The 12835-nt window shown below is 69.5% G+C and carries 14 protein-coding genes; 5 read left to right on the top strand and 9 right to left on the bottom strand.

What is annotated here, in order from left to right; translation table 11 throughout:
• Window positions 1–11: 11 nt before the first annotated feature.
• Window positions 12–1049: an excalibur calcium-binding domain-containing protein gene (locus AB0K21_RS31290; protein ID WP_364155290.1), complete on the bottom strand. Its 1038-nt coding sequence runs from the start codon at window positions 1047–1049 to the stop codon at window positions 12–14.
• A gap of 69 nt (window positions 1050–1118) precedes the next feature.
• On the opposite strand from AB0K21_RS31290, the gene AB0K21_RS31285 reads away from it, so the two are divergent.
• Both AB0K21_RS31285 and ald read left to right on the top strand, forming a co-directional pair.
• Window positions 1119–1373: a hypothetical protein gene (locus tag AB0K21_RS31285; RefSeq protein WP_364155288.1), complete on the top strand. Its 255-nt coding sequence runs from the start codon at window positions 1119–1121 to the stop codon at window positions 1371–1373.
• A gap of 357 nt (window positions 1374–1730) precedes the next feature.
• Window positions 1731–2849 carry an alanine dehydrogenase gene (gene ald / locus AB0K21_RS31280; RefSeq protein ID WP_364155286.1) on the top strand — a complete coding sequence of 373 codons (1119 nt, stop codon included), beginning with the start codon at window positions 1731–1733 and terminating at the stop codon, window positions 2847–2849.
• A 28-nt stretch (window positions 2850–2877) separates the two neighbouring features.
• On the opposite strand, the gene AB0K21_RS31275 is transcribed toward ald, so the two are convergent.
• Complete coding sequence (locus tag AB0K21_RS31275) at window positions 2878–3597, bottom strand: DUF3105 domain-containing protein (protein WP_343963983.1); 720 nt, start codon at window positions 3595–3597, stop codon at window positions 2878–2880.
• Between the two features lie 133 nt (window positions 3598–3730).
• Here AB0K21_RS31275 and AB0K21_RS31270 point away from each other — a divergent pair, with 133 nt between their 5' ends.
• Window positions 3731–4369, top strand: a complete 639-nt coding sequence (locus AB0K21_RS31270) for a DUF305 domain-containing protein (RefSeq protein ID WP_343963985.1) — start codon at window positions 3731–3733, stop codon at window positions 4367–4369.
• Between the two features lie 74 nt (window positions 4370–4443).
• Window positions 4444–4743, top strand: a complete 300-nt coding sequence (locus AB0K21_RS31265) for a DUF3467 domain-containing protein (protein WP_030921269.1) — start codon at window positions 4444–4446, stop codon at window positions 4741–4743.
• Between the two features lie 117 nt (window positions 4744–4860).
• Here the strand turns inward: AB0K21_RS31265 and trpS are convergent, their stop codons facing one another.
• From trpS to AB0K21_RS31230, 7 genes are all read right to left on the bottom strand, one after another.
• Complete coding sequence (trpS, locus tag AB0K21_RS31260) at window positions 4861–5826, bottom strand: tryptophan--tRNA ligase (protein WP_343963987.1); 966 nt, start codon at window positions 5824–5826, stop codon at window positions 4861–4863.
• A 200-nt stretch (window positions 5827–6026) separates the two neighbouring features.
• Entirely contained in the window at window positions 6027–7088 is a 1062-nt protein-coding gene (locus AB0K21_RS31255) for a low specificity L-threonine aldolase (protein WP_343964136.1), read from the bottom strand.
• A gap of 62 nt (window positions 7089–7150) precedes the next feature.
• A complete protein-coding gene (locus tag AB0K21_RS31250) occupies window positions 7151–7792 on the bottom strand; it encodes an SDR family NAD(P)-dependent oxidoreductase (protein WP_364155283.1) in 642 nt (213 codons plus the stop codon).
• Window positions 7789–9861: a DUF6421 family protein gene (locus tag AB0K21_RS31245; RefSeq protein WP_364155281.1), complete on the bottom strand. Its 2073-nt coding sequence runs from the start codon at window positions 9859–9861 to the stop codon at window positions 7789–7791. Before AB0K21_RS31245 ends, AB0K21_RS31250 begins: the two co-directional genes overlap by 4 nt.
• 116 nt (window positions 9862–9977) lie before the next feature.
• On the bottom strand, window positions 9978–10892 hold the full coding sequence (locus AB0K21_RS31240) for a hypothetical protein (RefSeq protein WP_364155279.1): 915 nt from the start codon (window positions 10890–10892) through the stop codon (window positions 9978–9980).
• Window positions 10893–11124: 232 nt separating this feature from the next.
• A complete protein-coding gene (locus tag AB0K21_RS31235) occupies window positions 11125–11328 on the bottom strand; it encodes a DUF397 domain-containing protein (RefSeq protein WP_364155277.1) in 204 nt (67 codons plus the stop codon).
• A complete protein-coding gene (locus tag AB0K21_RS31230) occupies window positions 11313–12146 on the bottom strand; it encodes a helix-turn-helix transcriptional regulator (RefSeq protein WP_364155275.1) in 834 nt (277 codons plus the stop codon). The genes AB0K21_RS31235 and AB0K21_RS31230 overlap by 16 nt, the downstream gene beginning before the upstream one ends.
• A gap of 477 nt (window positions 12147–12623) precedes the next feature.
• Here AB0K21_RS31230 and AB0K21_RS31225 point away from each other — a divergent pair.
• Window positions 12624–12835, top strand: a 212-nt coding sequence (locus AB0K21_RS31225; protein WP_364155273.1) for an RRXRR domain-containing protein, incomplete at its 3' end; no start/stop codon positions are given.

Raw genomic sequence — 12835 nt, 5'->3', positions numbered from 1 at the left:
CGGGGTCGCGCTCAGGACCTGTCGTTCAGCTCGCAGGCGATACCGTTCTTGTTCCCGTCGATGTACCAGTCGTACTCCTGGTGGATCCCCTTGTGGTAGGGGCCGTATCCGTTGTCGTTCGCCTCCTTGCAGGTGGCGTACCTGGGGTCGAGGTCTCCGTCGCCCGACGTGGCCGGAGAGGTGTTCCGGGTGGCGGGGTTGGTCCCTGCCCCATCGGTCCCTGTTCCGTTGGTCCCTGTTCCGTTGGTCCCTGTTCCGTCGGTCCCCGGCGGGTTCGTCGCGGTCGTGTCCGGGACGCCGTTGTTCGACGGGTTCACCGGCTGGTCGGGCTGCGGGTTCGTGGACGGATCGGCCGGCGGGGTGAAGACCGAGGTGTCGTTCGGCTGGGGGTCGGTGGTCGGCTCGGTGCCGATGCCGCTTGAGCCGAGCAGCCGGACGACCATCGCGTCCGCCTGTTCCTTGGTGAAGGAGCCGGCGATGCTCAGGCTGTCGGCGGTGATCGCCTGGGCGACCCGGGGGGCCGCCACCACCTTCTCCCCCACCACGATCGCGATCTGCTGCCTGACCGGGTCGTCCTCCTTGACCACCTCCTCGGTCAGGTCGGTGATCTGCTCGCGGAAGGTGGGCGCGAAAGCGATCCTGACCGAGTAGGTGCCGTTCTTCTCCTGGATCGCCTCGATCTTCCGCACGGCGTTCACGGTGACCCCGGCGGCGACCGAGTAGCAGTTCTGCCCGAGGTCGTCGGGGTAGGTCTCCGGAAGCGTGCAGGCTCCGGCCTTCGCCTCGGTCACCGGGGCGAAGTGGATGGGAACCACCAGCCTGCTGGGCGGCTTGGCGCCGAGCGGCATGTCGGGGTTGCGGGTCATGAGCACCGCGATGGTGCCGAGCACGCCGGTGATCAGCACGACGACGACCAGGGTGGACACCAGGATCGCGGTCGTGACCCGGCTCGCCTGGGGCACCCCCGGCGCCCCGCTCGGCGGCAACCCCCCGCCCTGCCTGCCGCCGGGGGCCGGCACGCCCGCTCCCGGGGCCCCCGCTGCGGGCACGCCCACTCCCGGAGCACCCGGCCCCGGAACACCCGGCCCCTGGCCGCCTGGCCCCTGGCCGGCAGCCCCGTGACCAGCCTGTCCCTGCGCATCCGGACCCTGCCCGCCCTGACCCTGCCCGCCCTGACCTGGGCCGGCGAACCTCGGGTCACCGGGGTCCTGACCACCGGGCCCCGGGCCTTCGGAGCCGGGATCGCCGGACCTTGGATCGGCGGGACCAAAACCGGCGGGGCCGGAACCACCCCGATCGGGGCCGTCGGGCCTCGGTTCACCGGGAGTCCCGGTGCCCGGTTCCCGGGGGCCGCGGGCGTGGCGTCCGGCTGAGGCGCCGGGACGCTCGGGCGGCGTGAAGGCGTCGTAGGAGGACGAGGGTCCCCATGACGCGCCGGCGGGCTCGTCAGCCCCTGCTGGAGGTCCCTGCGGTACGGGCGGCCCACCCGGCCCCGCGTGCATCCCCATCGTCATATCCCCGTATTCCTCGCATCTGTTCGCGGCGAGCCTATCGATCAGCACCGGAAGCCGGTAACCCCGCAAGTCAGGACGGATACCGACCGGCCGGGCGTCGGCGAACCGCTGACGGTATGCCACCGGCGCCGCCCCTTTCCTGCCACCTTGCGCGTGATTACTCACTTTCGGGGAACGCACGTGAGGAAGAGGACACGTGCCCACCCTGGAGGAGCCGTGAAGATCTCTGTTCCCCGCGAGGTCAAGAATCGCGAGTACCGTGTGGCCCTGACTCCCGCCGGAGCCCATGAGCTCGTCCGGCACGGCCACGAGGTCTTCGTCGAGAAGGACGCCGGGGTGGGGTCCGCCATTCCCGACGCCGACTTCCGACGCGCGGGCGCGACCATCCTGGACTCCGCGGACGACGTGTGGGCGGAGGGCGACCTGGTCCTGAAGGTCAAGGAGCCCGTCGCCGAGGAGTACCACCGGATGCGCAAGGGCCAGGTGCTCTTCACCTACCTGCACCTGGCCGCGTCGCCGGCCTGCACCCGGGCCATGCTCGAATCGGGGATCACCGGCATCGCCTACGAGACGGTGCAGAAAGCGGACGGCTCCCTGCCTCTGCTGGCCCCCATGTCGGAGGTGGCCGGACGGCTCGCCCCGCAGGTGGGCGCCTATCACCTGATGCGCCAGGGCGGCGGGCGAGGCGTGCTGATGGGCGGGGTGTCCGGGGTGCACGCGGCCGGCGTGGTCGTGATCGGTGCCGGGGTCGCCGGTATGAACGCCGCGGTCATCGCGCTGGGCATGCAGGCGGAGGTGCTGCTGCTGGACCGCGACATCGACCGGCTCCGCCAGGCGGACATGATCTACAGGGGTCACTGCAGGACCGTCGCCTCCACCGCGTACGAGATCGAACGGGCGGTGCTGGACGCGGATCTGGTCATCGGCGCGGTGCTGGTCGCGGGCGCGAGAACCCCCAAGCTGGTCGACAACGACCTGGTCTCGCGGATGAGGCCCGGTTCGGTCCTGGTGGACATCTCCATCGACCAGGGCGGCTGCTTCGAGGACTCCCGGCCCACCACCCATGACGATCCGACCTACCGGGTGCACGACTCGGTGTTCTACTGCGTGGCCAACATGCCGGGCGCGGTCCCGCACACCTCGACGTACGCCCTGACCAACGTGACGGTCCCCTACGCCCTCGCGATCGCCGAACTGGGCTGGCGGGGAGCCCTCCGGGACGACCCCGCGCTGGCACGGGGCCTGAACACACACGAGGGGCACCTGACCAACCGGCCCGTGGCCGAGGCTCACGGGCTGGAGGCGGTGCCCCTGGAGTGGGCGTTGCGGGCCTAGCGGGGACCGAGCCGGACCAAGGACCCGGTCAGGACGCCGGGGTGGCGCTGGGTGCCGGAGTGTGCGTGGCCGGGGCGTCGGTGGCCGGGGCGCCGCTCTGGTCGGGCGCCGCGGACGGCGCGGTCTCCGGGATGGGCGCCTCGGCGGTGGTGGTGCCCACGGCTCCGCTGCAGGACGCGCCGAGCTCGGGGGTGTCCGGGCCGTTCTTGTACTTGGTGATGAACTTGGGCAGCCGCGGGTCCTCCGCGCTGTCCAGCTTGAGCTGCTTGTTCCAGGAGCTGGCCACGACCTTGGTGGGCAGCCCCGGGTACGGGCTCAGCAGCATGTAGTCCTTGGACGCCAGCTCCTTGAGCCTGTCCAGCTCGGCCTTGGGCAGGTCGGGCCGGTAGGTGATCCACACGGCGCCGTGCTCCATGGAGTGGACGGCGTTCTCGTTGTTGATCGGCTGGTCGTAGATGCCGCAGTTCTGCCAGGACGGGTGGTGCTCGCCGCCGAGCGGCGGATTCTCCTTGTACGTCACCTTGGTCTGGGTGTGCTGGCTGCCGACGTACTTCGCGCTGACAACGCTGTCCAGCGAGGTCGTGGCCCGCTCGTTGACCATGTAGAAGGCGACGAGCCCGACGAGCAGAACGATGACGAGGCCTCCGGCACCCCACATCAGGAAGGCCGTTCTACGCTCCTTGCGTTGCTGCTCCGCACGCATCCGGGCAAGGTGCTCCCGCCTCGCCTGCGCCTTTTCCTTGGTCATCAACCCTCCAGCCAGCAAACAACTCCGGTCACCCTATGCCCTACCGGCGTATGTGGAGAATAAAGGGCTCATAACACGTGATAGAGCGACGATTCGCAGCAGTGGGTACGCTGGGCAGGCAATGGAGACTCCGGTGAAAGACAGTGCGAAGTCCAGGCGCGGCGTGGCGCTCGGCGTCCTGCTCGGCTGCCTGGTCGTGGCGGTCACGCTGCTGTTCGTCGTGGGCAGGACGGCATCCCCGACCGACGCCTCACCAGAGGCGGGATTCGCCCGCGACATGTCGGTCCACCATGCCCAGGCCGTCGAGATGTCCTTCATCGCCAGGGACGGGAGCGAGGACGAGGCGCTCCGGCAGCTGGCCTACGACATCATCGTCACCCAGACGGCCCAGCGCGGCATCTTCATGGGCTGGCTGCAGCAGTGGGGGTTGAACCAGTCGACGGAGCGGCCGGTCATGGCGTGGATGTCCGGTCACGGCGGCCACTCTGTAACGCCGGGCGCCTCCGCCGCGATGCCCGGTATGGCCGGCGACGACGAGCTCAAAAGGCTCCGGGAGGCCACAGGCAAGGACCAGGAGATCCTCTTCCTGCAGCTCATGATCCGCCATCACGAGGGCGGCGTGCAGATGGGCCGGGGGCTGCTGAAACTGTCCGACCGCGACGAGGTGGCCACCATGGCGCAGCACATCGTCGACGGCCAGACAGGCGAGATCGAATTGATGACCGACATGTTGCGGCAGCGCGGCGCCCAGCGGCTGCCTTCCATCCTTTAATAGCGTCGGCGCGTCCCTGTGTGGCCGGTCTCCGGCCAGGGCAACATGGAGTCAACCTGGCCGGAGGAAAGAGAATGGTGAACGACGAGCCGGAGAACCGCCTGGAGGTGAGCATCTCCGCCGAGGTAGAAATGGGGCAGTACGCCAATTTCGCCTCCGTGTGGCACACCCAGGATGGGTTCGTCCTGGACTTCGCGGTGATCACCAGGCCGCCCCAACTGGCCAACGACCCCTCCTCGGGGCATCACTTCGTGAGTGTGCCGACCCGGATCGTCAGCCGGATCCGCATCCCTCCGAGCCAGGTCTTCGAGCTGATGAAGGCCCTCGAACAGCAGTTGACCGCGTACGAGCACGAGACGGGCCAGAAGAACTGAGTCCGGCCCGCCGGTGTGGCGGATCCGGTCCACCGCGCCCCGGGCGCGGGAAGCCCCGCCCGCCGGGCCCCGGGACGCGGCCGAACCCGGCAGGTGAGACCCGGTTTCAGGCCGCCTTCATGGCAGGCCGATGGCCTGCCGGGCCTCGGCCAGCAGGCCGGCGGTGCGCCGGGTGGCCAGCGCCGCCCCGTCCGACAGGAGCCGCGACAGCTCGGCCTGGTCCGCCGAGAGCTCGGCGTAGCGCTCCTGGACGGGCCGCAGCCGCTCCACCACCGCCTCGGCCACATCCCGCTTGAGCGCGCCGTACGACCCGTAGGAGAACGACTCGACCGGCCGGTCCGAGCAGGCGGCGAGCAGGGCGAGCAGGTTGGAGACGCCGGGCTTGCCCACCGGGTCGTGGCGGACCTCGGTGCCGGAGTCGGTCACCGCCCGCATGACCTTGCGCCGGATGTCGTCGGGCCGGTCGAGCAGATAGACGGTTCCCGCAGCCGAGCCATCCGACTTGCCCATCTTCGAGGTGGGATCGCTCAGGTCCATGATCCTGGCGGCGACCCGCGGGTGCACCGCCTCGGGCACCGTGAAGACCTCGCCGTACAGCCGGTTGAACCGCAGGGCCAGGTCCCTGGTCAGTTCCACGTGCTGGCGCTGGTCCTCCCCCACGGGCACGACGTCCACCCGGTGCAGCAGGATGTCGGCGGCCATCAGCGCGGGGTAGGTGAGCAGTGAGAGCCGCACCTCCTCCTGCGCGGCCGACTTCTCCTTGAACTGGATCATCCGCCGCATCTCGCCGTAGTGGGCGGTGCTCTCCAGCAGGTAGGCCAGTTCGGTGTGCGCGGGCACCTGGGACTGGATGTAGAGGAGAGAGCGATCAAGGCCGCAGGCGAGCAGCAGGGTCGCCGCCTCGCGGGTGTTCGCGCGGAGCCGCTCCGGGTCGTGCTTGATCGTCAGGGCGTGCAGGTCCGCGACGGCGTAGACGCAGTCGGCCTCGTCCTGGAGCCGTACCGCGGGCACGATCGCGCCCAGCAGGTTGCCCAGCGTGAGGTGGCCGGTCGGTTTGAAGGCGGTGAAGACGCGCTTTGTCATGGTCACTCCTTGTGGAAGGGAGGACCGCCGAGCACCGGCCGTACGGGAGAACGAGAACGACCGCCGGTGAACGGCGGCCGTTTCTGTGCGCAGTCGGGACTGGCTAGCGGATCCGCCTCTCAGCGGCCCGCCACAGACCCAGACTGTGCTTGCTCATACCCGGGAGTATAGGCGCTCCCTCGGATCCCCGACCACCGCGGTCAGGCGGTGCCCACCTCCTGCGCCACCGCGGCGGCGAACGCGTCCACGTCGGCCTCGGTGGTGTCGAACGCGGTCATCCAGCGCACCTCGCCGGTGGCCTCGTTCCAGGTGTAGAACCGGAATCGCTTCTGCAGGCGCTCGGTCACGTCCCCGGGCAGGATCGCGAAGACCGCGTTGGCCTGCACCGGACGCGGGATCTCCACGCCGGGCACGTCCCGCACCGCCTCGGCGAGCCGCCGGGCCATCGCGTTGGCGTTGCGGGCGTTGCGCAGCCACAGGTCGCCCGCGAGCAGCGCCTCGAACTGCGCCGAGACGAACCGCATCTTGGAGGCGAGCTGCATGGCGCTCTTGCGCAGGTAGCGCAGGCCGCGGACGGCGTCGGGGTTGAGCACCACGATCGCCTCGCCGAACATCAGGCCGGCCTTGGTACCGCCGAAGGAGAGCACGTCCACGCCCACGTCGGTGGTGAACGCGCGCAGCGGCACGTCCAGCGCGGCGGCGGCGTTGGTGGCGCGGGCGCCGTCCAGGTGGACGACCATGCCGAGATCATGGGCGTGGTCGCAGATCGCCCTGATCTCCTCCGGCGTGTAGAGCGTGCCCAGCTCGGTGGTCTGCGTGATCGACACGACCCTGGGCTGGGCCCGGTGCTCGTCGCCGAAGCCCCACGCCTGCCTGTCGATCAGCTCGGGCGTGAGCTTGCCGTCGGGGGTGGCGACCGGCAGCAGCTTGAGCCCCGCCGACCGCTCGGGGGCGCCGCCCTCGTCGGTGTGGATGTGCGCCGACTCCGCGCAGACCACCGCCTCCCAGTGGGCGGTCATCGAGCGGAGCGCGACCACGTTGGCACCGGTGCCGTTGAACATCGGCCAGGCCTCGGCCGTGGGACCGAAGTGCCTCTTGAAGATCTCCTGCAGCGCCTCGGTGTAGACGTCGTCGCCGTACGCGGTCTGGTGTCCCCCGTTGGCGAGCGCGATCGCCTGGAGGATCTCCGGGTGCACCCCGGCGTAGTTGTCGCTGGCGAAGCCCTTCACCAGCGGGTCGTGCCTGCGGATGGCGTCCGTCACGTGCTGTTTCCCCTTGCTCGGCGCCCGGGCGCCGTCGTACTTCTTCCTGGCCGCGGTACGGGTCACCTCTCGGTGAGGTCGATCCGGGTGCCGTTGGCGTCGGTCTCCCAGAGCCTGTCGACCGCCTCGGCGAGGTCGTCGACGTCGGTGAAGCCGGGGAACCTCCGCTCCGGGGCGGCCGCGCGCATGCCGTCGTGCACGAGCGCCTTGACCACCAGGATGTTCGCGGTGGAGGCGGTGTCCTTCAGCGCGTCGGCGAAGGCCAGGGTCCACGCCTCGGCGGCGGCCTTGGCGGTGCCGTACACCGCGTCGCCCTGGCCCGGGCGGGCGGCCGTCTTGGCCGAGACGATGGCGAACCGGCCGCGCTCACTGGCCTTGAGCAGCGGCTCGAAGGCGAGTGTGACGTGCTGCAGGGTGCGGATCAGCAGGTCGTGCAGGAGCGCCCAGTCCTCCAGCGACGTCTCGGCGAAGGTCTTGGACCCGCGCCAGCCGCCGACCAGGTGCACGATCCCGTCCACGCGGCCGTGTTCGGCCGCCACCTCCCGTGCCAGCCCCTTGACCGCGTCGAAATCGAGCAGGTCGACCGCCAGGGTTCCGTCGGCACCGCTCTTGTCGACGCCGATCACCGTGTGCCCCTGGCCGGTGAACCTGCGGACGACGGCCTGACCGGCGGGACCGGCCGCGCCGGTGACAAGGATGATCATGCTCGGATGCCCTTCGTGGAGTCGATGACATCGGTGAGCTTACGGCGCAGGGCCTCGTAGAACATGCTCAGCGGGAACTCGTCGGGCAGCACCGCGTCGACCACGGCCTTGGGGAACCCCTCAACGGGGAGGGCCTCCACCCCCCGGGCCCAGACCGAGGCGGGGTGCGGCTCGACGTAGGCGGCGACCAGCTGGTGGGCGGCCAGCCAGTGGGCCAGCTTGGAGCGGTCGATGCCGTCCCGGTAGAGCTTCTCCACCTCGCTTCGCAGATCGGCCACGCCGTCGGCGAGCCGGTCCCAGTCGACGCTCAGCCGGTTGTCGGTCCACCTGACGATGTCGTTGCGGTGTAGGTAGGCGAAGAGCAGCTGCCCGCCCAGGCCGTCGTAGTTGCGGACCCGGTCACCGGTGATCGGGAAGCGGAACAGCCGGTCGAAGAGCACCGCGAGCTGGACGTAGCGGGCGTGCGGCACGCCCTCCTGCTCCAGCTTCACCGCCTCGCCGAACGCGGTCAGGTCACAGCGCAGCTCCTCCAGGGAGTACAGCCAGTACGGCATCCGCTGCTTGATCATGAACGGGTCGAACGGCAGGTCGCCGTGGCTGTGCGTGCGGTCGTGGATCAGGTCCCAGAGCACGAAGGTGTCCTGGGCCAGCTCCTGGGAGGCGATCAGCCTGGCCGCGTCCGGCGGCAGCGCCAGCTTGAGCGTGTCCGCCGCCGCCCCGCTCACCGCGCGGAACCTGGCTGCCTCGCGGTCGGCGAAGATGCCGCCCCAGGTGAAGCGGGCCGGGGTCTTCCTGACCGCGACGGTCTCCGGGAAGAGCACCGCGGAGTTGGTGTCGTAGCCGGAGGTGAAGTCCTCGAAGGCGATCGGCACGAACATCGGGTTGTCGTAGCGGGTCCGCTCCAGCTCGGCCAGCCAATCCGGCCAGATCGTCCGGATCCACACGGCCTCGATGAGCCGGGAGGTGCTGCCGTTCTGGGTGTACATCGGGAAGAGCACGAGGTGCTCCAGACCGTCCACCCGCTGGGCGTCGGGGTGGAAGGCGTCCAGCGAGTCGAGGAAGTCCGGCACGCCCAGGCCCTGGTCCGCCCACTTGCGCAGGTCGGCGACCACGGCTGCCAGGTAGTCGGCGTCGTGCGGGAAGCGCGGCGCGAGCCGCTCGACCTGCCCGGCGATCTCGGCGACCAGCTCGGCGGCCCTGGCCTGGTCCCCCTCCACCGAGCCGTCCTTGGCCTGCATCGGCCGCAGTTCCTCGATCGACCGCTTCAGGTCCTCGAAAAGGGCGCGGGCCTCGGACTCCCTGGTCGCGGCCGGGTCGGGGACGCGGGCGACCCAGGTGACGAGGTTGCCCCAGAGCGCGGCGTGGTCGTGGTCGCCGATCGAGTCGTCGCCGAACAGGTCGGAGTCGGCGACGACCACCACGCGGCCCTCGCCGTGCCGCAGGGCCACCGCCAGCGGGCGGCCCGCGGGGGTCGCGGTGGGCGAGGTCTCGAACAGCACCGCCGCGTCCTCGGGGGCGGTGAGCACCCCGGCCCGGTAGAAGCAGGCGCTCCGCACCCCGGCCAGCAGGTCCTGGCCCGCGACGTCGACCTTTCGCGCGGTGCCCATGACCCAGGCGGCCACGCCGTTGTGGGCGCTTCGCGGGTCGTGGACGAGGGTGTGCTCGACCCCGACGCCGAAGCGCGCGAGCAGCTCGGTGAGATTGCTGCCGTACTTCTCCTGCTCGTACTCGGCCAGCACGACCAGCCCGCCGCCGCCCGCGACGTACTCCTCGATCGCGTCCAGCTCCTCGACCGGCAGGATCGGGCTGCCCAGCCCGGTGGTCCGCTCCCAGCGCCCGTCCGCGGGGTGCGCGATCACCAGCACGTCCCGCGCGCTCAGCAGGGCCGGGGTGAGCGGCCCCTCGGTGTGCGCGTCCACGGTGTGCCCCAGCCGACGCAGCAGCTCGGCGGCGCGCACGTAGCCGCTGTCGTCGGGGTGGCCGGGATTCATCGTCTCGGCCACGTCCCGCCGGATGGTCCACGACTCGCTGTGAGCCTCGTCGAACAGTACCCGCGGAAGAGCCGCCACGATAAATCCTCCTTCAAGCAAGAGCTAGCAACGGAAAATATACACAATCCATCCCATTTTTGGCACATCCCTTACGTGGCGACCTTTCTGGAAGATCGACACCTCGCGGGACGGCGTCAGGCCAGTGCCAGCGCCCATTGCGGCGGGGTGCGCGCGGGCCGGTAGTCCTCGTCAAGGCGGACCTCACGGCCGTGGACGATCGCCCAGCACTCCAGCTCGTGCAGCCAGAGCCTGTGCAGGTGCGCGCGGGCCACCACCTCCTCCATGAACACGTACGCGACTCCGGCGATCGGCGGGTCACCGGAGCCTTCGAGTACGGCCAGGCGGGCGTCGCGCATCTCGGCGTCGTGCACGGCGCGACCGCGCACGACGATCCGCAGGGTCCGCGTGTCGACGTCGTACCGGCCGCGCAACCTCGACCGCAGGTGGCGCCGTGCCACGCCGGGCGGCGGCGACAGGTAGCCGATCCCCGCCGTGAGAAGTTCGTGTCCCGGCCAGGCCTGCCGCCGCGCGGTCTCGGAGTCGGCGGCCAGGTCGTGGAACTGCACCAGCGTGATGTCCCCACGGGTGAGGAGCCGCCACGGGCCGTACTCCAGCCACCGCCCCGACAGCAGGCGGTCATGGCCTTTCCCCCGGAACGCACACGCCCACCCGTGGCCGTAGTGGAGATCGGCGAAGCCGCCGTTGCCGGTCCACTGATGGACGCCTCCGATGGAGGCCACGGCGAAGGGCAGCACCTCCAGAACCTCCAGCAGCGACTCCGCGGTCCAGTCGCCGTCACGCCCCGCCTTCACGATGGCGTTACCGATGTTGAAGGCGAAGGGCTCGCCGTCACCGTTCCACCCGACGGCGCTCTCCGCCCCTTTCTCCTGGCGGGCGGCGAAGCGCTCCAACCAGTCCGCACCGGGCACCTCGTCCGCGAAGCCCACGGAGAACTTCGCGTCGGGCGGCCGCCCCGGCCCGAACACGCCCACGACGGCCCGCGCCAACGCGGACAGATCCGGCCCGTCGAGCCCCAGCAACAACCTCATGTCCACGCGTCCCGCCCCGCTCGTCCCCGATGATCACTCCTACGGGGCGGACGCTAGGAAGCCGCCCTTGCGAGCCACTGGGAGCCGGGTTGGGGCCGGCGATCGTCGTGATCAGCGCCGTGGCGGGCGGGGCCTTCGACACCTGATCCGCACAGGTCCGGCTAGAGACACATGACAGGCAGGCCCCCGCATCTGGATGCGAGGGCCTGACGTGTTGCGGAGCGTCGTGGAGCTAGACGGTGTCGTCGGTGCGGACCCAGCGGGTGAACGCCGCCCACTCGGCCGGGGTGAACACCAACGCCGGACCCGACCGATCCTTACTGTCACGGACACCGACCCGGCCACCGGACAGCTTCGCGACCTCCACACATTCACCGCCATTGGGACCGGAGAACGGCGACTTCACCCAGACGGCCTCGTTCAGTTCCTGATCCATTGCTCCCTCATCTTTCCGATTAGCTCCAGTGACATGCTCTGGGGGAGGGCTTCAGCTCTGATCGCCTCATAGTCAGTCACGATGTTCGCCACGTCGACCGGCCGATCGGATACCTGCCCTTGTCCGGCTGATTCCATGTAAATCGTGTTGACCAGTCCTTTGGACTGCGCGATGAAGAATCCCCCTAGAAGGCCCGTCGTGCTCGCTGCCTTGAAGGGGAGAACCTGGATAGTGACACAAGGACGCTGCGCCATCTCCAAAAGATGATCGAGTTGTGCGGCCATGATCGACCTATTGCCGATAAGACGTCCCAGAATGCCTTCGTCCAGGATCGTCCAGAGCATAGGAGGATCATCCCTCTCCAGGATCCGCTGACGGTCTACCCTCATGGCCACGTTTTTCTCCACCCACTCCGCTGAGGCGCGGGGGAAACCATTGAGGATGGAGCGAGCGTAATCTTCCGTCTGGAGTAGACCTGGCACGACGAGCGGCTGCCAGGTGCGGAGAGTGTCGGCTTCTTGCTCGATCTCCACCCAGGGGCGGAACCAGGCCGGTAGTTGGGCTGCGACGTTGTCGATCATCTCCTTGATCCGGATGAGCGCCCCTCCGGCGCCGAGGGCCTCGTCGCATCGTCTGACGAAGTCCTCGGTCGGCGGGCGGCGGCCGGTCTCGACCATGGAGACCGTGCCGAGCGAGTATCCGATCAGCTTGGCCAGCTTTTCCTGGGACAGACCTGCCTCCTGGCGATATCGGCGGAGTTCGAAGCCGAAGAAGGCGACCGGTGACGTGGTGGGATCGAGCACCTTGGCCTGCGGCATGGGAGTCACCTCGGTTTCACCGACAGTTTCACCTGAACCGTTGAATACGAACCGAATTTGTTCGACTACTGACCGTAGCCTAGTAATGCGATGCTGCACAGACATATTCGGAACCCGGCTGTCTGAGCAGGTCAACGACCCCCTCCTGAAGGAGAGGGCTTGAGGTGCAGCGATGCGCTTTACAAGCCCCGCGTTGACCAGCCCTGGCCATCACGAACTGGAGGTGTGATCCAGATGGCTACGTTTCATGTAGGTGAGCAGACCCACCGGCAGGTGCTTCCTCAGCCTGCCGCTCTGGAATCCGTGGGAGCAGACACGCCCGAGGGTGGGCACGAAACGGCTCACGGACTCCCGGCGACGCCGGGCACCGGCATGGAACCTGGGCGAGGGGAGATCGGTTCGGCCGCACCGCCGGACCGGCGTCACCCCGAGGGCGCCTCGGCGCCTGAGGGAGCGAACCGTGAGGTTCACCCGGCCGTGTTCGTCCTCGACAGGCGCGGCCACCCGCTTGACCCCTGCCACCCTGCCCGTGCCCGCCGCCTGCTGGCGGCCGGGCGGGCGGTCGTGGCCCGTCACACTCCGTTCGTCATCCGCCTCAAGGACCGGTCGGTGGCCGATTCCACCGTGGCAGGCGTGCAGGTCGGTATCGACCCCGGCTCCAAGCACACCGGCCTGGCCGTGTTCACCGA

The organism is Streptosporangium sp. NPDC049248 (assembly GCF_040678965.1).
GTDB lineage: Bacteria > Actinomycetota > Actinomycetes > Streptosporangiales > Streptosporangiaceae > Streptosporangium > Streptosporangium fukuiense.
This window is presented reverse-complemented; position numbering and strand designations above follow the sequence as displayed.